Origin of the sequence: Desulfovibrio sp. DV, assembly GCF_001936595.1 — a bacterium.
Taxonomy (GTDB): domain Bacteria; phylum Desulfobacterota; class Desulfovibrionia; order Desulfovibrionales; family Desulfovibrionaceae; genus Solidesulfovibrio.
Genome location: NZ_MLBG01000063.1, coordinates 1 through 26,365 on the forward strand (window position 1 = coordinate 1; position 26,365 = coordinate 26,365).

The 26,365-nt window shown below is 65.8% G+C and carries 25 protein-coding genes; 20 read left to right on the top strand and 5 right to left on the bottom strand.

Going from position 1 to position 26,365, the window contains the following annotated elements; translation table 11 throughout:
* Positions 1-267: 267 nt before the first annotated feature.
* The 10 genes from DVDV_RS13780 (at position 268) to DVDV_RS13825 (ending at position 11,992) form a co-directional block, all read left to right on the top strand.
* Positions 268-660, top strand: a complete 393-nt coding sequence (locus DVDV_RS13780; RefSeq protein ID WP_075355226.1) for a 6-carboxytetrahydropterin synthase — start codon at positions 268-270, stop codon at positions 658-660.
* Positions 661-833: 173 nt separating this feature from the next.
* Positions 834-1,262 carry an ATP-binding protein gene (locus DVDV_RS13785; RefSeq protein ID WP_075355227.1) on the top strand — a complete coding sequence of 143 codons (429 nt, stop codon included), beginning with the start codon at positions 834-836 and terminating at the stop codon, positions 1,260-1,262.
* The gene (locus tag DVDV_RS13790; RefSeq protein WP_075355228.1) at positions 1,250-1,591 is read left to right on the top strand and encodes an STAS domain-containing protein; all 342 of its coding nucleotides are present in this window, start codon (positions 1,250-1,252) and stop codon (positions 1,589-1,591) included. Before DVDV_RS13785 ends, DVDV_RS13790 begins: the two co-directional genes overlap by 13 nt.
* Positions 1,584-3,293, top strand: a complete 1,710-nt coding sequence (locus DVDV_RS13795) for a glycosyltransferase (RefSeq protein WP_075355229.1) — start codon at positions 1,584-1,586, stop codon at positions 3,291-3,293. The genes DVDV_RS13790 and DVDV_RS13795 overlap by 8 nt, the downstream gene beginning before the upstream one ends.
* Positions 3,290-4,963 (top strand): glycosyltransferase family 2 protein, encoded by a 1,674-nt coding sequence (locus DVDV_RS13800; protein WP_075355230.1) that lies wholly within the window; start codon positions 3,290-3,292, stop codon positions 4,961-4,963. The genes DVDV_RS13795 and DVDV_RS13800 overlap by 4 nt, the downstream gene beginning before the upstream one ends.
* Positions 4,953-6,383, top strand: a complete 1,431-nt coding sequence (locus DVDV_RS13805; RefSeq protein ID WP_368482920.1) for a glycosyltransferase family 9 protein — start codon at positions 4,953-4,955, stop codon at positions 6,381-6,383. Before DVDV_RS13800 ends, DVDV_RS13805 begins: the two co-directional genes overlap by 11 nt.
* Before the next feature lie 113 nt (positions 6,384-6,496).
* Complete coding sequence (locus DVDV_RS13810; RefSeq protein WP_075355231.1) at positions 6,497-8,401, top strand: flagellar hook-length control protein FliK; 1,905 nt, start codon at positions 6,497-6,499, stop codon at positions 8,399-8,401.
* Between the two features lie 14 nt (positions 8,402-8,415).
* Positions 8,416-9,117: a flagellar hook assembly protein FlgD gene (locus DVDV_RS13815; RefSeq protein ID WP_075355232.1), complete on the top strand. Its 702-nt coding sequence runs from the start codon at positions 8,416-8,418 to the stop codon at positions 9,115-9,117.
* A 33-nt stretch (positions 9,118-9,150) separates the two neighbouring features.
* Positions 9,151-10,806, top strand: coding sequence for a flagellar hook protein FlgE (locus tag DVDV_RS13820; RefSeq protein WP_075355233.1), 1,656 nt, complete (start codon positions 9,151-9,153; stop codon positions 10,804-10,806).
* Positions 10,807-11,098: 292 nt separating this feature from the next.
* Entirely contained in the window at positions 11,099-11,992 is an 894-nt protein-coding gene (locus DVDV_RS13825; RefSeq protein ID WP_075355234.1) for a flagellin, read from the top strand.
* 138 nt (positions 11,993-12,130) lie between these two features.
* Here the strand turns inward: DVDV_RS13825 and rnc are convergent, their stop codons facing one another.
* Positions 12,131-12,889 (bottom strand): ribonuclease III, encoded by a 759-nt coding sequence (rnc, locus tag DVDV_RS13830; RefSeq protein WP_075355235.1) that lies wholly within the window; start codon positions 12,887-12,889, stop codon positions 12,131-12,133.
* A gap of 254 nt (positions 12,890-13,143) precedes the next feature.
* Between rnc and DVDV_RS13835 the strand changes: the two genes are divergently transcribed.
* The 3 genes from DVDV_RS13835 to DVDV_RS13845 all read left to right on the top strand — a co-directional run bounded on the left by DVDV_RS13835 (position 13,144) and on the right by DVDV_RS13845 (position 17,915).
* Positions 13,144-14,205, top strand: a complete 1,062-nt coding sequence (locus tag DVDV_RS13835; RefSeq protein ID WP_075355236.1) for a phosphotransacetylase family protein — start codon at positions 13,144-13,146, stop codon at positions 14,203-14,205.
* A 125-nt stretch (positions 14,206-14,330) separates the two neighbouring features.
* The gene (locus tag DVDV_RS13840) at positions 14,331-16,793 is read left to right on the top strand and encodes a CBS domain-containing protein (protein WP_075355237.1); all 2,463 of its coding nucleotides are present in this window, start codon (positions 14,331-14,333) and stop codon (positions 16,791-16,793) included.
* Positions 16,794-16,865: 72 nt separating this feature from the next.
* Positions 16,866-17,915 carry a DUF1786 domain-containing protein gene (locus DVDV_RS13845; protein WP_075355238.1) on the top strand — a complete coding sequence of 350 codons (1,050 nt, stop codon included), beginning with the start codon at positions 16,866-16,868 and terminating at the stop codon, positions 17,913-17,915.
* Here DVDV_RS13845 and DVDV_RS13850 read toward each other — a convergent pair.
* Positions 17,875-18,825, bottom strand: a complete 951-nt coding sequence (locus DVDV_RS13850; protein WP_075355239.1) for a LysR substrate-binding domain-containing protein — start codon at positions 18,823-18,825, stop codon at positions 17,875-17,877. The genes DVDV_RS13845 and DVDV_RS13850 overlap by 41 nt on opposite strands.
* Before the next feature lie 98 nt (positions 18,826-18,923).
* Between DVDV_RS13850 and DVDV_RS13855 the strand changes: the two genes are divergently transcribed.
* Entirely contained in the window at positions 18,924-19,796 is an 873-nt protein-coding gene (locus DVDV_RS13855; RefSeq protein ID WP_083634780.1) for a carboxymuconolactone decarboxylase family protein, read from the top strand.
* A gap of 344 nt (positions 19,797-20,140) precedes the next feature.
* Here the strand turns inward: DVDV_RS13855 and DVDV_RS13860 are convergent, their stop codons facing one another.
* A complete protein-coding gene (locus DVDV_RS13860; RefSeq protein ID WP_075355240.1) occupies positions 20,141-20,992 on the bottom strand; it encodes a YitT family protein in 852 nt (283 codons plus the stop codon).
* Positions 20,993-21,136: 144 nt separating this feature from the next.
* Here DVDV_RS13860 and DVDV_RS13865 point away from each other — a divergent pair, with 144 nt between their 5' ends.
* Positions 21,137-21,847 (top strand): hypothetical protein, encoded by a 711-nt coding sequence (locus tag DVDV_RS13865; RefSeq protein WP_075355241.1) that lies wholly within the window; start codon positions 21,137-21,139, stop codon positions 21,845-21,847.
* Here DVDV_RS13865 and DVDV_RS13870 read toward each other — a convergent pair.
* Complete coding sequence (locus DVDV_RS13870) at positions 21,837-22,238, bottom strand: hypothetical protein (RefSeq protein ID WP_075355242.1); 402 nt, start codon at positions 22,236-22,238, stop codon at positions 21,837-21,839. The two genes, DVDV_RS13865 and DVDV_RS13870, sit on opposite strands and share 11 nt — an antisense overlap.
* Before the next feature lie 21 nt (positions 22,239-22,259).
* Positions 22,260-22,784 carry a hypothetical protein gene (locus DVDV_RS13875; protein WP_075355243.1) on the bottom strand — a complete coding sequence of 175 codons (525 nt, stop codon included), beginning with the start codon at positions 22,782-22,784 and terminating at the stop codon, positions 22,260-22,262.
* A gap of 102 nt (positions 22,785-22,886) precedes the next feature.
* Here DVDV_RS13875 and DVDV_RS13880 point away from each other — a divergent pair, with 102 nt between their 5' ends.
* From DVDV_RS13880 to tolA, 5 genes are read left to right on the top strand one after another with little or no spacing between them, the layout of a single operon-like run.
* Positions 22,887-23,648, top strand: a complete 762-nt coding sequence (locus tag DVDV_RS13880) for an NAD-dependent deacylase (RefSeq protein WP_075355244.1) — start codon at positions 22,887-22,889, stop codon at positions 23,646-23,648.
* A gap of 32 nt (positions 23,649-23,680) precedes the next feature.
* Entirely contained in the window at positions 23,681-24,433 is a 753-nt protein-coding gene (locus DVDV_RS13885) for a MotA/TolQ/ExbB proton channel family protein (protein WP_075355245.1), read from the top strand.
* A 4-nt stretch (positions 24,434-24,437) separates the two neighbouring features.
* Positions 24,438-24,893, top strand: coding sequence for an ExbD/TolR family protein (locus DVDV_RS13890; protein WP_043635768.1), 456 nt, complete (start codon positions 24,438-24,440; stop codon positions 24,891-24,893).
* 47 nt (positions 24,894-24,940) lie between these two features.
* Positions 24,941-25,384 carry a hypothetical protein gene (locus tag DVDV_RS23455; protein ID WP_254845378.1) on the top strand — a complete coding sequence of 148 codons (444 nt, stop codon included), beginning with the start codon at positions 24,941-24,943 and terminating at the stop codon, positions 25,382-25,384.
* Positions 25,272-26,168 carry a cell envelope integrity protein TolA gene (tolA, locus tag DVDV_RS13895; RefSeq protein ID WP_254845379.1) on the top strand — a complete coding sequence of 299 codons (897 nt, stop codon included), beginning with the start codon at positions 25,272-25,274 and terminating at the stop codon, positions 26,166-26,168. Before DVDV_RS23455 ends, tolA begins: the two co-directional genes overlap by 113 nt.
* The last annotated feature ends 197 nt before the right edge of the window (positions 26,169-26,365 follow it).

The window sequence follows — 26,365 nt, forward strand, 5'->3', positions numbered from 1 at the left end:
CGTCCAAGCCCGGCCGCCCGCAACGCGCCCCACAAGGCCATCGCCCCAAGGGGGCGAATTTTTGAATGGCGGGACAGGTGTTATTCTGCCGGTGGAGCCGGGCGGTTCTGGAAACAGTGGGGGCCAGGCACAATCGTAAACCACCCCGTACAGGGGGTCCGGGGGGGATGATCCCCCCCGGCGGAGAGGTCCAGGAGAGGCAGAGCCTCTCCTGGCAGGGAGGTCCAGGAGGGACAGCGTCCCTCCTGGCCGCCGGAGGCATATTGCATGGAAAGTCGTAAGGGCCGGTGGCGGCTGACGGTGACTGAGGGATTTTGCGCGTCGCATTGTTTGCGGGGCTATGAGGGGCCGTGTGAGAATCTGCACGGCCACAACTTCGGCGTCGAGGCTGTGGTTGAGGGCGAGCGGCTTGATCCCAAGGTGGAATATCTGGTGGATTTCAAGGTGCTGCGGGGCCGGTTGCGCCAGATTCTGGGCGAGCTCGACCACCGGCATTTGAATGATTTGCCGGCGTTTGCGCTGGAAAATCCGTCGTCGGAGAATCTGGCCCGCTATATCTACCGTCGGCTTGAGGCGGCCATAGCCGAGGAGCCGGTCGCGCTGGTGAGTGTGTCGGTGTCGGAGAAAGAGGCCAGCAAGGCCACCTATATGGAGTATTAGGCGCACACGGGCGGCAATGCGGCCTATCTTTTTGTGTGTTCGCGAGGCTTCGGCACCCACAACCCGTAACAGCGCCGATTTTGCCCGAGCCTCTTGACGCAGCCCGGCCTTTCGGCGCAAACCCTAACCGTGGCAAGGCGCGACCCCCAGTCGGGCCGGCCCCGGAGTATGGCATGGAACGCGCGGTGACCCGCAAGACCTTTCAGACAATATCCCATCCCGGGGACAGCCGGCGGCTGGCCAAGGAAGTGGTGGACCATCTGGCCGTGTATATCGCCGACAGCGACATCCTGCACGATCTGGACATCATTTTGACCGAAGCCTGCGCCAACGTCTGCCGCCATGCCTACGGGGGCGAGCCGGGACCGCTGGAAGTCCGTCTGGTGGTCAATCCCGGAATCTGGATCGAACTGGAAATCGTGGACTGGGGCCGGGGATTCGGTTCCGGGGTGCGGTTTGAAAATCCCGGCCCCGACGCCGAGGGCGGCCGGGGACTGTATATCATGCGCATGTTGGCCAACGACTGTCAGGTCAAACGCCGGGACAGGGAAAACGTGGTCTTTATCCATAAAGACATAGGGGCGGCGCTGTGGAAAACCTGACGATTCGGCGCGAGGGCGGCGCATTGCTGCTCAAGTACACCGGTGAAATTACGCTGGAGATGACGACCGACCTCAAGCGTCGCCTGGACGCGGAACTGGGCGAGGGCGATGTGAGCACGGTGATCATCGACCTTTCTGCCGTGCCGTTCATGGATTCTTCGGGCATCGGCTTTCTGGTCTCCGTCAACACGCGCATGAAAAGCGCCGGCAAATCTTTTTATCTCTACCAGTTGAGCCCGGCCGTGGAAAAGACCCTGGGTCTGGTGCAGTTGATCGGCTTTTTCACGGTGCTGCCGGACGAGACGGCGCTTACCGGAGTGTGTGGTTAGGTCCGATCCCTCCGAAGCTTCGCCGGCCTATGCGGCAACGCCGGTGGTGGCGGACGGGGTTGTTGCCGATGTGCTGCTTCGGGTTGGCGGCAAGACCTGGACCCTGGGCGGCCGGCATGGCCCGGCTGCCGAACGGGGACGGGCCGAAGCGGCCATGGCCGGCGGCGGCCTGCCGGTCTTTCTGGGTGCCGGCCTGGGACTGGCCGCCAGCCTGTGCCGGGAGGCCGGTGTGCCGGTGGTTGTGGTGGACCGCGACCCGGCCATTGCGGCCCTGACCGGTGCGGCCGACCGCCTGGCCGGCGATTCCGGGGCGCTATGGCTCGACGAGGCCGACCCGGTTCGGGCTGCGGATTGTATCCGTGAATTTGCCGCCGCCTGCGGCCTGTCTTCCTGGACGCTCTCGCCGCATCCGGTCCAGCGCCGCCTGCATCCGGCCTATTTTGCCGGGCTGGCTGCAGCCCTGGCACCGGCCCCGCAACCCATTTCGCGCCCGCCGCGCTGGCAAAACGCCTTGCCGCGCGTGCTGTGCCTGACCAACAAGCTCTTTTTGCTGGGCGAGGTCATGGCCGCCTGTACCCGTCTGGGCGCGCCCTGCCACTACCTCGAAACCGGCCCGGAGCTTGACCGTGACGACTTCATCGCCATGCTGCGCCGGGCCGTGGCCGATTTCCGGCCCGATTTCGTCCTGACCGTCAACCATCTGGGCGTGGATCGCCAGGGCGTGCTGCTTGCACTGCTTGAGTCCCTGCGCCTGCCGCTCGCCTCGTGGTTCGTGGACAGCCCGGAGCTGGTGCTGCCGCTTTATGCCCCGGCTGCCACCCGCGACACCGTCCTTTTCACCTGGGACGCCGACAGCATTGCGCCCCTGGCCGCTGCCGGGTTTCCCCATGTCCACTATCTGCCCCTGGCTGCCGACGAGACGCGGTTTTGTTCGCGTCCGGCCCTGCCGGCAAGCCATCCCTGGCGCACACGGGTGTCTTTTGTCGGCAACTCAATGACGCGAAAGACCCGCCTGCGTCTGGCTGCTGCCGCGCCGCCGCCGCTTCTGGCCGGGGCCTTTGGCGAACTGGCCGTATCCTTTGGCGTGTCAGACGCCCGCACCGTGCGCGAGCATCTCGCTACGGCCCGGCCGGATCTGCTCCCGGCCTATACGGCTCTGGGTGGCATCGAGCGCCAGTTGGCCTATGCCACCGCCGTCATCTGGGAATCCACCCGGCGCTACCGGGCCGACTGCGTCGGCCGCATCCTGCCCTGGCAGCCGATCCTGGTCGGCGATCCGGGTTGGCGGGAGACCTTTGCCGGCGAGGGCCGGGACTGGCGCTACCAATCCGAGCTGGCCTATTATGATGAACTGCCGGATTTTTATCCGCTCTCGGACATCAATTTCAACGCCACCAGCCTGCAGATGAAGGGGGCCGTCAACCAGCGGGTGTTTGACGTGCCGGCCTGCCGGGCCTTTCTTCTGACCGACGCCAGACGGCAAATGGAGCGGCTTTTTGAGCCTGGGCGCGAGGTGGTGGTCTACAGCCACCCCGAAGAAGTCGGCGAACTGGTGGCCCGCTATCTGGCCGACCCGGCCGCCCGCGAGCGCATTGCCGCGGCCGGGCAGCGCCGGCTTTTGGCCGAGCACACCTATCCCCGCCGCATGACCGAGCTTTTTGCCGTCATGCGGGCCACCTTCGATCCCGGGGCCGGATCATGACCGGGCTTGCCGCGACTCTGCCCCGGGAGCTGGCCCGCCTGTTGGCCATCGGCGGCACCGGGGCCGGGCTGGTTCCGGTCCGGGACGCCGCCCTGGCCGCCGGGCAGGGGGCTTTGGCCGACGCCCTGGCCCTGGCCGTGTGGCAGGATGCGCCCTTTGACGCGGCTGCCGCCCGGCTGGTTGCCGCCCGCCTGGGAACGGCCTCCCCGGCCGGGCAGGCAGCGGCGGCGGTGGCGGCTGCCGCCTCCCCGGCCGAACCGGAACCGTATTTCGACCGGCTGGCCGCCCGGCGCGACATTGTCCGGATGGTGGCCTACCTGCTGGCCCGGCATCATAAAACCCCGGACGATGCCGGCGTCCTGGCCCGGCTGGCCACCTTTGCCCCCATGCTGCCGGCCGGGTCCGACACCCGGGAGATTGAGGCCGCCTTTGCCGGCCTGGGGGGTGTTCTGGTCGGTCCCGGTCGCCTGGTGGCCGGCGAACTGGCCTTGCTGGCCGGCCGGGCCGGGGAGGCCGAGGCCCATCTGCGGTTGGCGGCGACCGACCGGCCAAATGGCGCGGCCGCCTTCCGGCTGGCCGAGGCCCAACTTGCCCAGGGCGGGCGCGAGGCGGCGCTGGGACAATTTGCCGCAGCCCTGCGCCTTCGTCCCTTTGACCGCCTGCTGGCGGCCCGGTTTGCCGACGTGGCCGCCGGCCTGGACCGGCAGACCGTTCCGCTGCCCGGCTCCGTGGCCGTCCTGGTCTATTGTTACAACAGCCCCGTCCTTTTGGCCCGGACCCTGGACGCTCTGGCTGCGACCGACTGGACCTATGCCCAGGGGGCGCGGCTGGTGGTGCTGGACAACGGCAGTCCGGGTCCGGCCGTGGCCGCCGTCCTGGCCGGCGCGGCCGCCCGGTTCGGCGAGCGCCTTCTGACCGTGCGCCTGCCGGTCAACATCGGCGCGCCAGCCGCCCGCAACTGGCTGGCCGCCTTGCCCGAGGTGCGGGCCAGCCGGTTTGTGGCCTACCTTGACGACGACGCCCTTGTGCCGCCGGACTGGCTGGGCCGGTTTGGCGCGGCCGTGGCCGCCTGTCCCGGGGCCGGGGTCTGGGGCTGCCGGGTGCGCGGCCTTGCCGCCCCGGCCTATGTCCAGTCCGGCGACGCCCATATGCTCCCCACGCCCCGGGAGCCGGGGATGCTTGGCCGGGGGTTTGAACTGGCCCGGCCGTGGCTTTCTTCGCCTGACTGGGGCCAGTTTGGCCTGGCCCGGTCGTGCGCCTCGGTGACCGGCTGCTGCCATCTTTTTGCCGGATCGGTCCTGGCCGGCCTTGGCGGCTTTGACCTCCGCTTTTCCCCCACCCAGTACGACGACCTTGACCACGACGTGCGCCTGCTCCTGTCCGGCAAAACGCCGTACTATTGGGGCCATCTGACGGTCCTGCACGCCAAGGCCACCGGTGCTTCGGGCCATGTCGGCGGGGCAGGCTGGGGCCAGGGGTTTGCCAATCAGCTCAAACTGCACGGCAAGTATGACGATGCGGCCATTGCCGCTGCTGCCGACACGGCCTTTGCCGCCCTGGCTGCCGATTGTGCCGCCAAGGAGGCCTCCCTGTCCGGCCGGCCGGCCGCGCCGTCTGAGGGGCCGGGCGAGCCGGGCCGGGCTGACGGGGAGGGCGGACGTGGCCGCTAGCGCCGACACCCGGCCCATTGCCGTCATCCAGACCCAGCGTATGGGGGATCTGATCCTTACCTATCCGCTGCTGCTCTGGCTGGCCCGCAGCCATCCCGGCCGGCCGGTGACGGTGGTGGCCGAGGCCTCCTTTGCCGGCGCCTTGTCGGCGATCAGCCCCACGGCCGAGTATGTGCCCCTGGAGCGCGCCCGGGAGCGCCTTGGCGGCCGGGAACACAGTGTGGTCGTCAACCTGGGCATCCGCCCCGAAGCGGCCCGGCTGGCCGGCGAGATCCCGGCCGAGACCCGGCTTGGGCCGGTGGCCGATGCCGCCGGCGTCGTTCGGGTGCGCGGCGACTGGCAGCTCTACCGGGCCTCGGTCGTCCACCTCAATCGCCACAGCCGCTACCACTGGGCGGAATTAAACGCCCTGGATCTGGTCCCGGCCGCACTGATGGCCGGGACGACTTGGCCGGCCCCGCGCCAGGGCGGACCGGGGCGGCGCAAGGTGGGTCTGTTCTTGGGGGCCAGCCAGCCGGAGAAGCGCCCTGGCCCGGCCTTTTTTGCTGTCCTGGCCAGGGAGCTGGTGCGCCGGGGACTGGTGCCGGTGTTGCTTGGCGGCCCCGGAGAGGTTGGCTTGGGGGCCGAAGCGGCCCGGTTGGCCAAAGTCCCGGTCTCCAACCTTTGCGGCCGGCTGGGCCTTAAGGAACTGGCCATGCTGGGCCAGCAAATGGATCTGCTCGTCACCCCGGATACCGGTCCCATGCATCTGGCCGCCTGGACCGGCTGGCGGGTGCTCAATCTGTCTGTCGGGCCGGTCAGCGCCCACGAGACCGGTCCCTACCAGCCCGGCCATTTCATCCTGCGCCCGCAGTTGTCCTGCCGGGGCTGTTGGGGCTGCTTCCGGGAGGCGGTGGTCTGCCGGGACAGGCTTGATCCGGCCCGGGTGGCCTATGTGGCGGCCCGGCTGGCCCGGGGCGAGGATGCCCGGCTGGCCGGGGCGCATATTCCGGGCTTTGAGCTGTTGCGCACGGCCACGGACGCCCATGGTCTGCGCCGGCTGGAGCCGCTTTCGCCGTCTGCCGGCCCCGGGGCCGACGCGCGGGAGCTGGTCGGTGAATTCTGGCGGGCGGCCTTCGGCCATTTTTTCGGCCTGTGGGATGCGGAGGTGCCGCGCGGGGCAGCCACGGCCCTGGCCGCCGGCCAGGGCGCCCTCCATGCCGCCCTGGCCCGGGGGCTGGCCCGTCTGGGCACGTCCCTTGGCCGCGAGGTGCGCCGAGGGAGCATTCCCGATGCCTCCTTTGCCGCTGCTTTTGCTCCGGGAGTCCGGCCCCTGGCCGGCTATCTCGAACGGCTGCTGCAAAACAGCGACAGCGACCGGGCCTCCCGTCTGGCCTGTCTGACCCTGCTTGAGCGCACCGCCTCCCTCTTTGCCGGCTGACCAACCGGAAAAAAACTCCCCATGGCTTTGACGCGCTTTGGCAACCACCTGCCATAGCGCGTTTTTTTTATTTGGAACGGGTCTTGTAGTCTGGTTCCGGCAGGAGGCCCGGTATGCAAATTCTTCCCCTGATCCAAAGCCGCAGCGCAAGCGCCACAACCGATGCCGCCCTGACGGGCAGCGCCGGACTCGGCAGCCGCCAGACGGCCCTTTTCGCCAGTATGCTCGATAGCGCCCGGGCCGGTTCCTCCATAAGCTCCGCCGCAACGACCCTGTCCGAGGACCGGGAATCCACAGAGGTGGCCCAGGCCGCCGCCGCTCCCAGCGATGAAGACCTCAAGAAGCTCCCCATGACCCGGGAAGATATTGCCGCCCTGCGCCCCGAACTCAAGGACCAGGGATTCACCGACGCCGAACTCGACGCCATGGAAGATCGGGCCGGCGACGGCACGGGCCTGACCTGGGGCGAGCTCATGACCGAAGTCGAAAAGAAGGTCGCCACCACCGAAAAGTCGGGGAAAAAGGCCATCGCCAACGACGACCAGGTCCAGTTGCTCGGCCTTTTTGGCAAGCTCGGTTTCACCCAGGACGAGTCGCAGCAGATGATCGACGCCCTGTCCCGGGGCGAAACCCAGTCGGTGTGGTCTTCCATCAACGGCAAGCTCGACACGCTTTCAAGCAACGAGTCGTTTAGCCTCAATGCCTCGGAAATGACTGCCCTGGGCCGGTCCATGAATCTGTCCGAAGACGCCCAGTCCCGGCTGGCCGCCCTGTTCACCCAGGCCGGGGCCGAGGCCGGACTGTCCGGCCAGGGGCTCGTTGGCGCCATGGGGCTGGTCAAAAACGAACTGGCGGCCCAGATCGGCAAGGAAAATCAGGCGCTGGCCGATTTCCGCGACGCCGCATCCTCGGTCCTGGCCAATGCCTGGCAGCGCGAGGCCACAAACCGCAATTCCGATCTGCACCAGGACGATGTGGCCCGCAAGGCCGGCCAGATCGTGGCCATGAGCAATGAGCAGGGCGAGAGCGGTTCCGGACTCGATGCCCTGGCCGATGTCCCCCTGGCCGGGCAGGGCCTGAACCAGGGCACGGACCCGACCGGTGCCGGCACGGCGACGGTGGCTGGCGAAGCGAGTGCACAGACGACGCAGGCCAACGCTTCCCACTCGGCCGTGACCGCCGAACTGGCCGGCAAGGCCGGAGCGGTGGCCGCCGAGCAGGCGGTGCTCACCGGTCAAACCGGCGAGGCCGCCCAACAGACGGCCCAGCCCGACACCGCCACCGTGCCCACGCCCAAGGCAGCCACCGTGACCCAGGCCGCAACCGGCCAGACAACCACGAATTTCTCCGGCGGCCAGCAGGGTGCATCCGGCGAGAACGCCTTTGGCCAGGGCAGCCAGGACGGGTCCATGGCTGAACTCATGAGCAAGATCCGCTTCGGCGGCAAGGCCGACGCCACCAGCCAGATCGCCCAGACCGCCGAGACCACGCCGGCCATGGCCGCCATGGATGCCCTGAAGACGTCTTCGGCCAACCAGTCGGGCAAGATCCTCGATCCGGCCCTGGCCGCCCGGGTGGCCCGGCAGGTCGAGACCGGTATTTTAAAGGGTGTCGCCCAGGAAGCCAAACAGCTCACCGTCAACCTGAGCCCGGACGAACTCGGCCCGGTTTCGGTGACCCTTTCCGTCAAGGACAAGGAAGTCCGCGCCGTCATTACCGCTGACAACGCCGACACGGCGGCCGTGCTGCAGGAACAGGCAGCCAAGATCAAGCAGACCCTGGAAGATCAGGGCTTCAAGGTCACCAAGCTCGATGTGCAGACCGGACTGGCCCAGGACAAGCAGGCCGGCTGGGACAGCCCCGAGCGCCACAATGAAGCCCGCGAACAGCGCGAGGCCCAGGAGCGTATCCGCTCCTCGGTGCGCCTGGCCCGGGAAGCCGCCGCAACTGACTTCGACAGCGCCGCCATACCCGGGGCCATGACTGCCCGCGCCGCCGGCCTCGACCTTTTTGCCTGATAACGGAGTAGGCCATGAGTTACGTCAACAGTCTTCTTGCCTCCACCTCGGCCAGCACCGCCAGTTCGACGACGAAGGACTCCTCCACGTCTTCGCTGGGGATGGACGCCTTCCTGCAGTTGCTTGTGACCCAGTTGCAGTACCAGGATCCCCTCGATCCCATGGATGACAAGGAATTCGTGGCCGAACTGGCCCAGTTCTCCAGTCTCGAACAGCTCACCGAGATCAACTCCGGCATTGAAGGCCTGACCACCATCGGCCAGGAACAGCAGCTCCTCGGCGCAGTCAATTTTATCGGCAAGACCATCGAAGCCACGGGTACGGCGGTCAGCCTCACGGAAGGGGAAGCCACTTCGGTGACCTTCTCGCTGCCCGAGGATGCCTCCACCTGCATGGTCAACGTCCTGGACAGCAGCGGCAACATCGTGCGCACGGTGGACCTCGGAGCCACGAAGGCCGGCGATGTGGAATTTACCTGGGACGGCAAGGATTACGACGGCAACAAGCTGGATGACGGGCAGTATCAGGTGGCCGTTACCGCCACCAACGCCGATGGCGACGTCATGAAGGTCACATCCACCATGACCGGCGTCGTCAGCGGCATCCAGCAGGTCAGCGGCACATACTATCTCGATATCGGCAACGGCCGCTACGTGGCCTTCACCGACATCACCAATGTTGTAGATTCGTCGAGCTCAGACGAGACCACTTCCTAGCCCGACGGGGAAGGATAAGGAAAGGAGGCTGTTATGGGAGTCGGATTAGGAACATCCATGTGGTCCGGTGTATCGGGCCTGCTGGCGAACTCGACGAAGATGAGCACCATTGGCAATAACCTGGCCAACGTCAACACCGTAGGCTTCAAGGGTGCTCGAACCGATTTCATGGATCTCATGAGCGCCGATATCGGCACCGCCGCCGGCGTCAAGCAGGTCGGCCGCGGCGTGCGCGTGGGCACGGTGGTGTCGGATTATTCCCAGGGCGGCCTTGAGACCACCAGTGAGAACCTGGACATGGCCATTAGCGGCAACGGCTTTTTCATGGTCAAGCAGAAGAGCCAGGTCGGGTCCAACGGCAAGATGCTCAACACCGGCAACACCACCAACTACTACACCCGGGCCGGCGACTTCAGCTTCGACTCCGACGGCTATCTGACCAGTCCCCAGGGCCTGGCCGTCCAGGGGTGGAAGGTGGACCAGGACCGCATCGATGCGGCGGCCGCGGCCGGAACGGTTTTGAGCCAGGTGCCGGTGACCGGCGAGATCCAGGACATTCGCCTGACCCAGTTCACCAGCCCGGCCAAGGCCACCTCCAGCATGACCATGGTCACCCAGCTCGATTCCGATACGACGAGCCAGAATATCCGCACAGCCGGCACCGATTACTACTCGGCCATGACCGAACAGTGGGACGGCACGGCCAGCCCGGCCATGCCGGCCACGGCCTACGGCTACCAGGCCACCATGAAGGTCTACGACGAGAACGGATCGCCCCATACCCTGACCGTGTATTACGACAAGATCGCCAGCACGAGCGGCAAGGATTACTGGGAATACACCGTCACCTGCGATCCCAGCGAAGACGGCCGGGTCGATCTCACCGGCACGCCTTTCGCCGGCACGGAAACCGCGGGCCTGCTCATGACCGGCACCATGACTTTCGACTCCTCGGGCAGTCTCGAAAACATGAGCTCCTATACCCTGGCGAGCGGCGCATCTCCCGGAGCGTTCAATGCCGCCGACTGGACTGCGGCCGAGGTTTCCAACGGCTACCCGGAGTTCACCGCCAACTTCAAGTCCGTCTCCAACGCGAGTTACACCACGTCCTCAAGTGCGCTCAATATTGCCCTGAACATTGGCCTGAGCAACAAGAACGGCTTCGTGGCCGGAGCCGGCGGCTCGACCCTGGCTGACGCCAATGTCGCCCCTGCCGATCCTGCCAATCTTGTCTCCTTCAATCCGGCCACGACCACGGTCAACAGCACCGTGACCACCAGCTACGCAACATCGTCCTCCACCGTGTTCAGCTCGCAAAACGGCTACACTTCGGGCCTGTTGACCAGCGTCTCGGTGGATGCCGACGGCATCCTGACCGGCACCTTCTCCAACGGCCAGACCCAGAAGCTGTGGGCCCTGGCCCTGGCCAACTTCACCAACCTCCAGGGCCTAAGCCGCCAGGGCAGCAACCTCTATGCCGCCACCCTGGCTTCCGGCCAGGGCACCACCAACCGGGCCAATACCGGTTCGGTGGGGTCCATCTCCGGCAACACCCTGGAAACCTCCAACGTGGACATGGCCACGGAAATGGTCAGCATGATCCTCACCCAGCGCGGGTTTGAGGCCAACAGCAAGACCATCACCACCGTTGACTCCATGCTCTCGGAAGTCATCCAGCTCAAGCGATAAGCCGGCCCGCGACCGCGCCAAGCAAAACCGCCCCCTGGCCGTCATGGCCAGGGGGCGGTTTGCTTTGGGGCCCGGCAAAGGTTGCCTGCCGGGCGACGCCGGACCGGGCAAACAGGGCTTCGGCAGGGGTGTCGCGCGGTTTTATTGGCGAACGAGGGGGAACTTTTTTTCCCAGGGGGCAAGTCGTTGTTGGTAATTATTCGGAATCAAAGAATAAAACGACTTTGGAACGCCTCGTGCTTTAACAAGGCAAAACCAACACGGATCGTCTGGTTGCAACAAGGAGGTTTCTATGTCCCTGGTTATAAATCACAACATGATGGCTGCCAACGCCTCACGGAACCTGTCCAATTCGTATGGCGCCCTGGCTACTTCGACCCGCCGCCTGTCTTCGGGCCTTCGCATCACCACCGCTGCCGATGACGCCGCCGGACTGGCCATTCGCGAGCTTATGCGGTCGGATATTTCCACGCTCAACCAGGGCGTGCGCAACGCCAACGACGCCATCTCGCTCATTCAGACGGCTGACGGCGCGTTGCAGGTCATCGATGAAAAGCTCATCCGCATGAAGGAACTGGCCGAACAGGCTGCCACCGGTACCTACACCTCGGATCAGCGTCTGATCATCGACTCGGAATACCAGGCCATGGCCTCGGAAATCACCCGAATCGCCAGCGCCACCGATTTTAACGGCATCTATCTGCTCAACGGCAACCTTTCGAGCGCGGTGCACGACGGGGCCGGACTGACGCCCCAGGGCAAGCTCAAGGTCCACTTCGGCACCGGCAACGCCAGCTCCGAAGATTACTACTACGTGCAGATCGGCTGCTCCACGGCTTCGGCTTTCGGCCTGGGCCTCGGCGCTGCCAACGGCCGCGACGGACGCAGCATTTCCACTCAGGACCTGGCCCAGAAGGCTCTGGACGCCATCACTTCGGCCATCGTGTCCAAGGATAAGATCCGGGCCAACCTCGGTGCCCTGCAAAACCGCCTGGAAAACACCATTTCCAACCTGCAGATCCAGGCCGAGAACCTGCAGTCGGCCGAATCGCAGATCTCCGACGTGGACGTGGCCACGGAAATGACCCAGTTCGTGCGCAACCAGATTCTGACCCAGTCGGCCGTGGCCATGCTGTCCCAGGCCAACTCGCTGCCCAAGATGGCCATGCAGCTGATCAGCGGCTAACCCTGACGGATAAGGCGAGTACCATGGAAAAGGACCAGGGAGGCGTGGATCGCGGGATTGCGATCCCTCCCTGGTCCGAAGCCGCAAGCGCCGCCGGCCTGACGGGATTTTGACGCCACCGCCGTGACGGCAACGGCCTCAGTCGGCGGGATCATTCTCCAAGGGATTTTGCCCCAGGGCCTCAAGGGCCATGCGAGCCGCCATCTGTTCGGCTTTTTTCACGCTTTTTTCCGTAGCCAGGACTTCCCGGCCGCACGGCAGGGTCAGGCGCACTTCGAAACGCTTGTCGTGTTCGGGGCCGGCGCTGCCGAGCAGGGCATAGACCGGCCGGGTCTTGTGGGTCTTTTGGGTGTATTCCTGCAGACGGCTCTTGAAATCCTTGGCTTTGGGCGCGGCCGGCCGGGCCGGCCACAAGCCGGCAAACACCCGGGCCACAAAGGCCTGGGCCGCCTCGTAGCCGCCATCCTGGAAAATCGCCCCAACCACGGCCTCGAACACGTCGCTTAAAAGCGACGCCCGTGCCCGGCCGCCCTGATTCTCTTCCCCCCGCCCCAGCAGCACATGGCTTTCCAGGCACAGCCGCCGGGCCATGGCGGCCAGACTCGACTCATTGACGAGCTGGGAACGCAGCAAGGTCAGCTCGCCTTCCGGGGCCTCGGGGAACCGGGCAAAAAGTTCCTCTGACACGCAAAGCTCCAGCACCGCGTCGCCTAAAAATTCCAAGCGTTCGTTATGGCCCGCGCTCTCGCCGCGCTCATTGGCAAAGGAGCTGTGGGTCAGGGCCACGGTCAGCAGCCGGGGATCGGCAAACTCGTGGCCAAGGGCAATGGCCCGGGGCGTCTCGGGTGCGGCCGGAATTTGGTCCGGGTCCGATGCAGGAACTGACGATGCGGGCATGGCGGCTCCATGGGCTTTTGCGCTGCGAGAGCACAGAGGCGGGGATTTCGGGTGGGGGCTGGCGAGGCGTCAGCATAGCCTTTCTTGGGTCCGATTCCAACCCGGGGCGGGGAGGGAATCGGTTTTTGCGCCAACCCCGGCCAATTGTCTTGATTATCATGGCCGGGGAAGGCATTTTGAGGCCAGTCGCCGCCGTGCCCGGTCACGGTCGGCGCATGAGCGCTTTCCCGGTGGAAGCGCAGCAGGAGGCGGGCATGGCTGGATTGTACGTGGGAGCGACGGCCGGATATTCGGGCAAGAACATGGTGGTCATGGGCCTTGGCCTGCGCCTGCAAAAAGAGGGCTACAAGGTTGGCTACCTCAAACCCGTGGGGGCCGTGCCCAAGGAAATCGACGGCCGTCTGTGGGACGAGGACGCCTACCATGTCCAGCGGATTTTACGCACGCACGAAGAGCCGCAGACACTGACCCCGGTCATTGCCACCCACGATTTCCAGGTCCGGGCCTTTCGCAACCAGGTCGGCGACGTCATGGAGTCCATCCGTGACGCCTACGCCACGGTCAGCGCCGGCAAGGACGTGACCATCGTCGGCGGGTCCGGCGGGATGCACACCGGCCGCTACTGCCAGGCCGACGGCGTGCGCGTGGTGCATGAGCTTGACCTCAAGGCCCTGGTCATCGACCGCTATTCCAAGGAACTCAACTACGACTATCTGCTCGTGCTCAAGGAGCAGCTTGGCGACCATCTGGCCGGCGTCATCTTAAACGACGTGGCCCCCAATTTCATGGACGAGACCACCAAGCTCATCGTGCCCTTTCTGCGCGACCGGGGCATCCGCGTCCTTGGCGTCATTCCCAAAGACCCGCTCATGGGCGCCATCAAGGTGTCCGATCTGGCCGACCGGCTCGGCGGCAAGGTCATAAGCGCCCACCACAAGTCCGACCGCATCGTGGAGAGTTTTCTCATCGGCACCATGCAGGTGGAAAACTTCATGACCCATTTCCGCCGCCAGAAAAATTCCGCCATCATCGTCGGCGGCGACCGCTCCGACGTCCATCTCGTGGCCCTTGAGGGCGACAGCCCGTGTCTGGTGCTGACCGGCAATCTGTACCCCAACGACATCATCCTCACCCGTTCCGAGGTGCTGGAGATTCCCATCATCGTGGTCCGGGAAGACACCTACACCGTGGCCAAGAAGATGGAGACGCTGCTTATGCGCCACAAGCTGCGCGACGAGATCAAGATCCGCCAGGGGGCGCAGCTCATTAACGCCAATCTCGATTTCACGGTCCTGCGGGAACAGCTCGGGCTGTAGGCCGGACCAGCCGTCGGTTCGTGGTGCCGTGCAGTTGGTGGCGTCCGGCCGCTTGCCAAAGCCGTCAAATTCGGGCATCGGCCTGCCCACCCGCTCCCTGAAGGGATCCTGCCCGAGGAGGTTTCATGGGCGACAGGCTCCTGGCCGAAATCGTCACCCCGGACGTCATTTCCATTTCCCCGGATGCGCCGGCCCGCGAGGGCCTGGAGATCATGCGCCGACGCGGCATTTCCTGCCTGGTGGTCACCGACGACGGGATGCCTGTCGGCATCATCACCGAGCGCAATGTCTTGTGGGCGGCGGCCCACCGCAGCGGTGATTTTGCCGACAGGCCGGTGCGCGAACTGATGAGCGCGCCGGTGGTCACCGTGGCCGAGGACACAGTGCTGGTCGAGGCCTACCATCTGCTTTCCAGCAAGCGCCTGCGCCATCTGGTCATGGTGGACGCGGCCGGCAAGGCCAGAGGCGTGCTCACCCAGTCCGATCTGGTCGAGCGGCTCGGCTACGATTCCCTGTCCGAAATAAAGCGCGTCAGCGAAATCATGACCCACGAAGTGGTGACCGCCGGCGGCAACATCACCGTGCGCGAGGCTGTCGGGCGCATGGCCGACCGCTCCATTTCCTGCCTGATCGTGGCCCGCGACGGCCGTCCGGCCGGCATCATCACCGAACGCGACGTGGTTCGCCTTTTGACCGACAGCCCGCACCTGGGGCGGCTTAAGCTCTACGACATCATGAGTTGTCCGGTGGTGTGCGTGGAGGCCGACCGGCCGGTGTTCGAGGCGGCGCTCATCATGCGCAAACGCCGGATGCGGCGGCTGGTGGTGGTGGACGACGACCGCCGGGTCATGGGCCTTATCACCCAGTCCGACATCGTGCGGGGGCTTGAAAGCAAGTATGTGCGCACGCTCAAGTCCGCCCTTGAGGAAAAAGACGCGGCCTTGCAGGTGGTCGGGAAATCGCTGGTCGAAAAAACCATGTTTCTCGACAACCTGCTGCGCAGCGCCGAAATGGGCATTGCCGCGGCCGACGAGTCCTGGCGCATCACCTACGTCAATCCCTCGGCCGAGGCCATTTTCGCGGTGCGCGGCGAGGATCTGGCCGGCCGCGACCTGCGCGAACTCCATGTCCAGATGGGCGTGGACCTGGGCTGTCTGGGCCGGGGGCTGGAGGCGGTTTCCCCCAACTGCAGCCATGATTTTTCCTTTGTCCTGACCCGGACCGACTTCTCCCGCCGGTTCACCGCCCGGGTGTCGGGCATCTACGACAAGGAGGGCTGTCCCGCCGGCTTCGTGCTCATGGTGCGCGACGACACCGACCGCCGCCGGGCCGAGGAAGCCCTGGAAGGCCTCACCCGGAATCTCGAAAACCTCGTGGTCGAGCGCACCCGCGATCTGGCCCACAAGGCCCGGGAACTGGAAGAAGCCAACGAGCGGCTGCGCGGCATTGACGAGATCAAAAGCGCCTTTCTGTCCTCGGTCTCCCACGAACTGCGCACGCCCCTGACTTCGCTCCTCGGCTTTTCCAAGCTCATTTCCCGGGATTTCATCCGCCATTTTTCGCCCCTGGCCGGGGACGATCCGGTCCTGGCCAAACGGGCTGCCCGCATCGAGGACAACCTGCGGGTGCTGTCCCATGAGGGCGAGCGGCTGGCCCGGCTCCTAAATGATTTTCTCGACCTCTCGCGCATCGAATCGGGCCGGATGCAGTGGCGCGACCGGGAAGTGTGCCTCACCGACGTGGTCAAAAACGCCGTGGCCGCCGTGGCCGGCATCTTCACCTCCCGTCACGACGTCGATCTGGAGACGCGCCTGCCGGCCATCTCGCCCGTTGTCCTGGCCGACCCGGACCGGCTGGAACAGGTGCTGCTCAATCTCCTTGGCAACGCGGCCAAGTTTACGGCCGTCGGCGCGGTGACCGTGACCGTGACCCAGCCCACGCCGGAAACGGCCCGGGTGACGGTGGTGGATACCGGGCCGGGCATCGCCCCGGCCGACCGCGAACTCATTTTCGACAAGTTCCGGCAGGTGCGCCTGGACCCGGAAGGTTCGGCCCCGTCCAAGGGCACGGGTCTGGGGCTGGCGATTTGCCGCGAGATCGTCCACCACTACGGCGGGCGCATCTGGGTGGAGCAGGCCCCGGCCCGGGGCGCGGCCTTTATCTTCGAGCTGCCGACCGCCGCCGGCCAGTCCGCCTGCCAGCCGCTGACCCCGGCCCGGCCCCGGGACCGCGACAGGCCGCTGGTGCTGGTAGTCGACGACGATCCGGCCGTGTCCTCGTTTCTCATCCAGTTCCTGGAAGGGGAGGGCTACCGCGTGGCCGCCGCCCATGACGGCGAATCCGCCCTGTCGGCGGCGGAAAAGCTGCGGCCCCAAGTCATCACCATGGACATGGCCATGCCGGGCATGGACGGCCGGGCGGCCATCGCGGCTCTTCGCGGCGATCCGCTGCTGGCCCATATCCCCATTTTGGTCATCACCGGCCATGACGCGCCGGCCCCGGGCAGCGCCGATGCCGTTTTGCAAAAGCCTCTCGACGCCAACCGGCTGCTGGCCGCCATTGAGGGCCTGCTCGGCCGGACGGCCTGAGGCCGCAAGGCCCTTGAGCCGGGCCGGTATGTGGCGTAGGTACGATGGCCCGAAGGGGAAGGAGGCCACGTCATGACGCAGCGTCGCGTGTTGTGCCTGGACATCGGTTCCGGCACCCAGGATGTGCTCTACCATTTTCCGGAGCTCGAACCGGAAAATTGTCCGAAATTCGTGCTGCCCGCCCCGGCCCGGCAGGTGGGGGCGCGGCTGGCCGAACTGACCGCCGCCGGCCGGTCCGTGTACCTGTGCGGGCGCAATATGGGCGGTGGGTTTTTCAAGGCCTACCGCGCCCACCTCAAAGCCGGCCTGCCGCTGGCCGCCCATCCCGACGCCGTCTGGGCGCTCACCGACGATCCCAAGCGTCTGGTGGCCACAACAGGCGTGGTCATCACCCGGGAGCGTCCGGCCGACCACGTGCCCCTGCCCTTGGCCGACTACGATCCCGGCTATTGGCGGGCCTTTCTCGGCGCGGCCGGGCTGCCCGAGCCGGATCTGGTCATGGCCTGCGCCCAGGACCACGGCCTGCATCCCGGCAAAAGCAGCCGCGAAGGCCGCTTCCGGCTCTGGGAGCGGTTTTTGCGCGAGAGCGGCGGACGCCCCGAAGCCCTGGTCTACACCACGCCGCCGCCGGAATTGACCCGGCTGGCCGTCTTGCAGGACTCCATCGGCGGCGGGCCGGTGGCCGATTCGGCTGCCGCCGCCGTCCTCGGGATGCTGGCCGATCCGGCCATCGCCGCCCTGACCGACGTGTCCGGCGTCATGTGCGTCAACGCCGGCAACAGCCATACCGTGGCCGCCCTGGTCCACCGCCGCCGCATCCACGGCATCTACGAACACCACACCGGGATGCTCGACCCGGACGCCCTTTGGGGCCACCTGGAACGGTTTCGCCGGGGCGATCTGACCAACGCCGAAGTCTTTGACAGCGGCGGGCACGGCTGCCTGACCCTCGAGCTGCCGGCCGAAGCCGGCATTTTCCCCTATACCTCGGTGATTGGCCCCAAACGGGCCTCCTTTACCGGCTTTGACGTGGATTTTCCCAGCCCTGGCGGGGATATGATGCTCACCGCCTGCCTGGGGCTCATCCAGTGGCAGGCGGCCCGCAAGCGTCAGCCTCTCTGATCGCTTCGGCCGGCGGCCCTGGCCTTGATCCGGCCGCCTGCCGGGCCAGCTCCACCAGCCTCGCGGCGGCGGCGTGCTCCCGGCAAAGGGGCAGGGCCGCCGCCAGGATGACCGGAGGCAGCCCGGCCTCCAGGTCCCGGCAGACCACCCCGGCCCGCTGCCACACCCTGACCGAAGCCGGCACCAGGGCCAGTCCCACCCCGGCCGCCACCAGCCCGAGCATGGTGAATTTCGAGGCCGCCTCCTGCACCGCAACCGGCTTGGCTCCGGCCGCAGCAAAGGCAGCGCCAAGGGCCTGGGACAAGGCCGGCAGTCCGGTGCGCGGCGGCACGATAAGCGGTTGTCCGTCCAGGGCGGCCAGGGGCACCCGCCTGCGTCCGGCCAGGGCGTGGCCGGCCGGCAGCGCCAGGATGTACGGCTCCCGGGACACTTCCATGACGGACGCCCCGGCCATCTCCTGCCCGGCATAGCGGCAAAAGCCCAGGTCAATGCGGCCCCCGGCCAGGGCTTCGGCCTGCTCCCGGGTGGTCAGCTCCCGAAGCGACAGCTCCACCTCGGCCGCCTGCGCCCGAAACTGCCCCAGGGCCACGGCCAAAAAGGCATCCATGGCCGGGTTGACGAATCCCACCGTCAGTTTCCCGGCCAGTCCCAGTCCCACCCGCCGGGCCTCCTCGCCAGCCGCCCCGGCCATCTCCAGCACCGCCCGCGCCCGGCCCAGAAACGCCTCGCCGGCCGGCGTCAGGGCCACATAGCGGCTGGTGCGCTCCAGCAGCTTCGTCCCAAGCCTTTCCTCCAGGGCCTTTATGCGCTGGCTCAGCGGCGGTTGGCACATGGCCAGGCGCGCCGCGGCCCGCCTGAAATGCAGCTCCTCGGCCACAGCCACAAAACACTCGAAATCCCGCAGTTCCATGGATTGATATGTTTCACATATCAATCATCGTGTAAATTTGTATTTAACATATGGGTATCCCGGGCCTACGGTGCAGCCAGAAACAACAGGAGGCGTCCATGACCAAGACATTTCTTTGCCGTTGGCGCATGATCCTGGCCCTGGGATTGGCCCTCGGCCTCACAGACCTCCATGGAGAAACCAGTATGGCAGCAAACGAACGCTACGAACGCGGCTATGCCGCCCTGGCCGCCCTGGCCCCGGAAAAAGCCCAGGCCGTGCAGGATGCCCTGGCCGGTATTGCCCCGGACCTGGGCCGCTTTGTCATAGAATTTGGCTACGGCGATATTTTCACCCGCCCCGGACTGACCCCGGCCGAGCGCCAGACGGCCACCATCGCGGCCCTGGCCGCTCTGGGCAATGCCGCACCCCAACTGGCCTTTCACGTCGAGGCCGGGCTGGCTGCCGGGCTTTCCCCCGAGGCCATCGTGGAAATCATCTATGTGACCACGGTCTTTGCCGGCTTCCCGGCCGGACTCAATGCCCTGGCCGTGTGCCGGGAGGTATTTGCGGCCAAGGGCCTGACGGTTTCCCGACAGGCTGCCCACCCGGAAGGGGACACCGACCGCCGCGCCCGCGGTCTGGCGGCCCTGGCCGCCACCAGCCGGGACGCCGGCGAGAAGGTGGTGGCCTCCATGGCCGGCATCGCCCCGGATATGGCCGATTTTCTCCTGGAGTTCTCCTACGGCGACGTGATCTCCCGCACCATCCTGACACCCGGCCAGAAGGAAATCGCCATGATCGCCGCGGCCACGGCCCGGGGCACCATGGCCCCGCAGCTCAAGGTCCACGTCAAGGCGGGCCGGGCTGTCGGGCTCACCCGGGAGCAGATCGTCGAAGTCATTATCCAGATGGCGGCCTACGCCGGTTTCCCGGCAGCCATCAACGGCATGCTGGCCACACGCGACGCCCTGGCCGAGATGGGGGAGTAGAGAACGAGAAGAAGGATGAGAAGAGAGATGAGAAGAGGAAGATGCCTCCGGCGGCCGGGGGCCTGAGGCCCCCGGACCCCCCAAATGGGAAAAGTTTTTCAAGGGGATTCTTGGCCTTGGTTGGCAATCCGGTCGGCTTGGGACCGTGGCAGACGAAGGGCTTGACGGGAATCAGCGTTGCTGTGGCGGTCCGGGGGCCTTGCCCCCGGACCGCCACAGCAACTGCAAAGCCGGACCAAAATGCCGTCCATTCCCCTTAACCCCTTGTGGGATTCCAAAGGGCTCAGCCCTTTGGCCGCCGGAGGCACTCTTCGCCTTCGCCTTCGCCTTCGCCTTCGTCTTTTCTAATAGACTTTCCGTCTGGAAAAGCCTTCGCCGAGGACGTTGAAGGTATTCTCGACGACGAAAAAGGCGTTTTCATCGTGGGAGAAGACCAGTTCTTCCAGGCGTTTGATCTGTACGGTGTTGGTGATGGTCAGGATGACGCGTTTGGATTTTCCGGTATAGGCTCCGGCTCCGTGCAGGAAGGTCGCGCCGCGCTTCAAGGTATGGATGATGTCTTTGGCGATGACGTCTGATTTGTCGGAGATGATGAGCACCATTTTGCGTTGGTTGAAAAGGGCCAGGAAATAATCCATGACCTTGGAGTTGGTATAGGACAGGATGATGGAGTACAGGACCAGGGTGGGCTCGTAAAAGGTCAGGCCGGCGGCGAAAACGATCAGGTTGAAGAAGAAATTGAACTGGCCGATGCGCAGGTTGTATTTCTGGTTGAGCCAGATGGCCAGGATGTCGGTGCCGCCGGCCGACCCCAGGGTGCGCAGCATGATGCCCGAGCCTGCGCCCATGACGGCGCCGCCGAAGATGGCGGCTAACAGCGGATCGGCAATGAGCGCCCGTTCGGGCATGAGCTGCATGAAAAGGCTCAGGATGCCCATGCCGTAGACGGTGTAGAGGATGAACCGGCGCGACAGGCTCAACCAGCCAAGGCCCATGAGGGGGAGGTTGAGCAGGAAATAATAGACGCCGGGGCCGAGGACCCCGGTCAGGTAGTAGAGTAAAAGGGCCACGCCCGAGACGCCCCCGGACATGAGGCCCTTGGCCACGACGATGTCCTTGATGCCGAGACTGTAGATGGCGGCGCCGAAGGTCAGCAGGCCGAGGTTGAAAAACATGTTGGTGGTGATGCGGTGCATGGTTTCCCTGGTAGTGCCGGCGGACTGCCTTGGCAAGGGGCGTTTGGGGCTTGCCAGCCGGGCGGGGGCGGTGTAGCCCGCTAACAGTGAAAAGCCGGGCTGCCGTCATGGGCCGACAGGCGAAGCCAGCGGGGAGGGTGGGCTGTGGATGATATCCTGGCACGTCTCGGCGCGGTATTGCTGTCGTATTTGGGCAAGACTGCCGATGTGGTGACGGAACTGTTTCATGCTGCCGGACGCAAGGCCCTGGAGCTCGGGGCTGGTGTGGCCGGCAAACTGGAGGCGCTGGGGGCGAAAATCGCTGCCGTGCCGTTGTGGTTGAGCCTGCCGCTGGCCTTTGCGGCTGTGGGCCTTGTTGTCTGTTACCTGCTGCGCCAACGGCTCTACGACCGGGTGCTGGTCTATCATCTGATCTGGGTCCGGCGGCGGGGCTTTTCCCGGCAGCGGTTTTCCGTGCGCCGGGGAGCGGTGCGGGAAACCGTCGAGGCCATGGCCAGGCGGGTGGAGTTGCCCCTGCGTTTTGCCGCCGTCGCCGTGTACGACGTGCATCCCGACCACTACCTCGTGGCCTTTGGGGTGGCCGGCGGGTCGGCAGAAGACGTGCGCCAGTATCGCCGCGACCTGCGTTCGGGCCTTGCCGCCATGGGCACGGACCTGATCGCCTATTTCCAGAAAAACGTCCGCATGCTCCACGCCGACGCGGAACTGCGGGCGCTTTTTGCCGTGCTCGACGGCCGGGACCCGGAGTTTGCCGCCCAGCGTCCGGCCCTTGGCGGTGAGGCAAAAAAACGGGCGGTCCCCGGGGTAGCCCCGGAAACCGCCCGTGCGTTGCATTTGAAGGACGCTAGGGTGTGAGCCGGTTGCGCTTGACCCAGCCTTCGATGGGGGAGCCGGGGACGCGCACGAAGACGTACGGCCCCTGCCAGGAGCGGATATGCACCGGTGTACCGCGCGAGAGCGTGGTGACCGGCGGGCAGCCTTCGCCCGGACAGGTGCGCAGGGTGACGTAGCGCCGCTCAACCTGCTTGATGTTGTTGTCATAGACCGGCGGCGGCACCGGGGCGTAGGCCGGCGGCGGCATCGGGCGCGGCGGCGGATAGTAGCCCGGCGGCGGTGGTGCGGGCCGGCAGCCGCCCGGGGTCCAGACCATGCCGGGCGGGCAGGGTTGGGCTGCTCCCGGCTGGGGCAGGGCCAAGACGCCGATGCAGGCGGCGAGGCCAAGGATAAGGGCGATGGTGCGATGCATGGCGTCCTCCTCGTGGCGCGTTTAGCGCGTGTTGGCCCGGGTCGTGCAGTTGACAAAGGCCGCGTTGCACTGGTTGTTGCACATGTTTCTGGCTCGGCCGTACGTGCGGCGGTTACAGTTTTGGGCGCATGACGCCTGACGCTGGTTGCAGCGCATGACGGCGTTGTACTGGCGGTTTGGGGAGTGGCCCTGCCGTCCGTAGCCGCGTTGTTGCGGCGGCGGAACACCCGGGCCGGGGTTGATGACAACGGGCGGCACCTGCTGGGGCGGGGCCACCATGACCGGCGGCTGGTTCACGGGCGGCCTGGGCTGCTGCATTCCGGGGGAACCCATTGGCTGCATCCCCTGTTGCTGGCCCGGCTGCCCACCGGGGTGGGGAGAGCCCTGTTGCTGCTGGGGCTGGCCCTGCTGTTGGGGCTGGCCCTGCATGGTGCCGTACGGGTATTGGCCCTGCTGCTGGGCCAGGGTGATGCCGTCGGCGGCAAAGGCCTGAGCCGGCAGGACCAGGGCGGCCATAAGAATCATGGAGCGGATGCTCTGGTTCATGGAAATGTTCCTCCTTGGGCAACCGTGCAAAGCTGCACGTATGGATCACTATAAGCCTCCTGGGGAAAACTACAATCCGTTTTATCAGGGCAGGGACGGCCGATGCAGGATGCGGTGTTGGAAAAAGCGCTGGACAAGGCGGCAGCCATGATTGGCCGGGCCGGCAGTGTCCTGGCCCTGACCGGGGCCGGGGTGTCGGTGGCCAGCGGGATACCGGATTTCCGCAGCCCGGGCGGCTTGTGGGAGCGCCACGATCCCATGGCCGTGGCCACGGCCGAGGCCCTGGCCCGCCAGCCGGACCGGGTCTGGGCCTTTTTGCGCGAGGTGCTGGCCATGGTGGATGCGGCCCGGCCCAATCCGGCCCACCTGGCCCTGGCCCGGCTGGAGGCGGCGGGAAAATTGACAGGCATTGTCACCCAGAATATCGACGGGCTGCATCAGGCGGCCGGCTCGCGCAACGTGGTTGAATTTCACGGCGGCGTGAACCATTTTGCCTGCATGGGTTGTGGCCTTTGGCACGATCCGGCAGTGGCCAGGAGGCTTTTGCCCCGGGCGCTGCCTTGGCGTTGCGAAGCCTGCGGCGGGGTGGTACGTCCGGACATCGTCTTTTTCGGGGAAACCATTCCACTTGACGCTCTGGACAAAAGCGGTCAATTGGCCTTTGCCGCCGACGTCATCGTGGTGGCCGGAACATCGGGGGAGGTCGCCCCGGCCAATTGCCTCCCCAGGGAGGTCAAGGCCAGGGGCGGGGGTGTTGTGGAAATCAATCTTACGGAAAGCGCCTATAAAGGCCTGGCCGACGTGTGCATTGCCGCGCCGGCGGAAATCGCTTTGCCGGCCCTGGCCGACCGCGTGCTTTCCTAACCAGCTACAGTTTTTCCCACAGGTGGGTCGCAATGGATGCGCTTACGCCGCATGGCGGTTTGTGGGCCATGATGGCCAGCGCCACGCCGACGGTTATATTCGTCTTGTGCGTGCTGGTTTTCATGTCCCTTGGCTGTTGGAGCATTATTTTCATCAAGCTTTTTACCCTCACGGCGGCCAAGCGCGACACGGCCCGGGATTACGAGCGTTTCCAGGAAGCCGACACCCTGCGTTCGGCCATGCAGTCCCTGGGCCAGTCCCGCCATTCCCCGGCCTTTGCTGTCGGGCGCATGGCCTTTGAGGAACTGGTGCGCATGGAGCAGGCCGATCTCGATCCGGCCGAAAAAGGCCACATCGCCATGGACAACATCCGCCGGGTGTTGCGCCAGGGTGTGACCACGGAGCTTGGCAAGCTTTCAAAATCCCTGCCGTTTCTGGCCACGACCGCCAACGCCACGCCCTTCATCGGCCTTTTCGGCACGGTCTGGGGCATCATGAACTCGTTTCACTCCATCGGCCAGCAGCAATCCGCTGCCCTGGCCGCTGTTGCTCCGGGTATTTCCGAAGCCCTGGTGGCCACGGCCATCGGTCTGGCCGTGGCCATCCCGGCGGTTCTGGCCTACAACTATTTTCTGGGATTTATACAGGCCATTGAAAACGAGCTGGTCAATTTTGCCGGCGCGTTTTTAAACCGCATCCAGCGCGAGGTCACCTGGACCCCGCGTGAAGCCGGCCCAAGCCCCCAGCCGGCTCCGCGCCGGCCGGCCACGCCCGAGAGGTTTTAAGGCCATGGGTATGCAGACCGGCGGCAAGGGTCGGTATCTGGCCGACGTCAACGTCACGCCCTTTGTCGACGTCATGCTCGTGCTGCTCATCATCTTCATGGTCACCGCGCCCATGATGACCCAGGGCCTTGAGGTCGATTTGCCCCAAACCCGGGCCGTGAGTGTCCTGCCCAAGGAAAACGACAGTCTGGTCCTGACAATCAAGGCCGACAGTTCGATCTATCTCGACAAGTACCAGGTGGATTTTGCCGATCTCGAAGGCCAGGTCAAACGGCTGGTGACGGACCAGAAAAAGCAGTTGTTCCTGCGGGCCGACCAGTCTGTGGCCTATGGCACGGTGGTCAAGGTCATGGGGATCATCAAGGCAGCGGGCGTGGATAAGCTCGGCGTTGTGGCCGAAGACGAGAAAACGGCCAAGAACGCCGCTGCCGCCGCTGCCGCTGCCGCCAAAAAGAAATAAGGCCCGGCCGGGACGCCGTCCCGGCCCGTGACCAATCGAGAAGCATCATGCGCGTCCTCGGCTGGATATTTTCCATCTTCCTCCATCTGACCGTGGTGTTGGCGAGCCTGCTGTTCGTCAATATCGAACCGGTCAAATTCCAGCTCAATGTGCCGGTCTACGAGGTCGATCTCGTTTCCCTGGCCCCCCCCGGCCTGCCGCCCGGCGAGGCCGGCCTGCCGCTTGGGCCGAAAGGTCCGGGCGATCGCCCGGAACCCGGTCCCCCGGAACCGGCCGGCGGTCCCGGCGAGGCGGCCAAGGCCGAGGAGACGCTGCCCGAGCCGGCCGAGGCTCCGGCCACGCCGGCCAAGCCCATACCGCCCGAGCCGGTGGCCGGCCGTGCCCGAGCCGCCCCATCCCAAGCGCTCCGAACCCGAACCGAAGAAGCCCGAACCCAAGCCCGAACCGGAGCCCAAGGCCAAGCCTATTCCCACGGAACAGGCCAAGCCTGAGCCGAAGGTCGAACCGAAGCCGGATTTCAAGAAGATCGAGGAAGCCACGCGCAAGGCCGAGGAGGCCAAGAAGCTCGACGAGGCCCGGAAGGTCGAGGAAGCCAAAAAGAAGGCCGACGACGCCAAAAAGGCCGAAGAGGCCAAAAAGGTCGAAGAGGCCAAGAAAAAGGCTGACGACGCCAAAAAGGCCGAAGAAGCCAAGAAAGTCGAGGACGCCAAGAAGGCTGCCGAGGCCAAGAAGGCCGAGGACGCCAAAAAAGCGGCTGACGCGGCCAAGGCGGCTGCGGCCAAACAGCTTTCCGACAAGGAGATGCTGGCCCAGGCCCTGAAAGACGCCAAGTCCAAGGCCGGACCCGGCAGCGGTTCCGGAGCGGGCCAGGGACCGGGCAAGGGCGAGGCCGGGGGCGATCCCGTGGCCAAGGCCTTGGCTGACGCCCGCAAGGCGGCCGGCGGCGGTGGCGGCGGCACGCCCGGCGGCGTGGCCGGCGGTGGCGGCGGCGGCGGGGTGACCATGGGCGTCTACGCCCAGATCGTGAACCGCGAGGTCAAGAAGAACTGGCGCTTCCCCCAAAGCGGAGCCAAGCAGCAGTTGGCCGCCGTGGTCGAGGTGCATATCGACAAGGATGGCCGCATCCTCAACTACCGGCTGGTCCAACCGTCGGGCCAAGCCAATTTTGACGCCTCCACGGTCAAGTCCGTGGCCGAGACCGAGGTTTTGCCCGCGCCGCCGGCCGGGCTCAATGTCTTGCAACTGCGGTTTAGCTCCCAGGAACTGGGGCAATGAGGTTTTTTTTCAATTGGCTGCCGGACAATTGCGCCCGGCGCAGGATAGGGCTATGACGGCGTAGATGGCGTGACCTGATCGGACGTGGCCCGTAGCGCCACGTCCGCCTCCGGTCCAGACGTCGCCCCTGCCCCCTCTTTGCATGAGCGGCGTCGCAACCCTCCACAGTAATAATTCAGGGACTTCAGGCAATGACC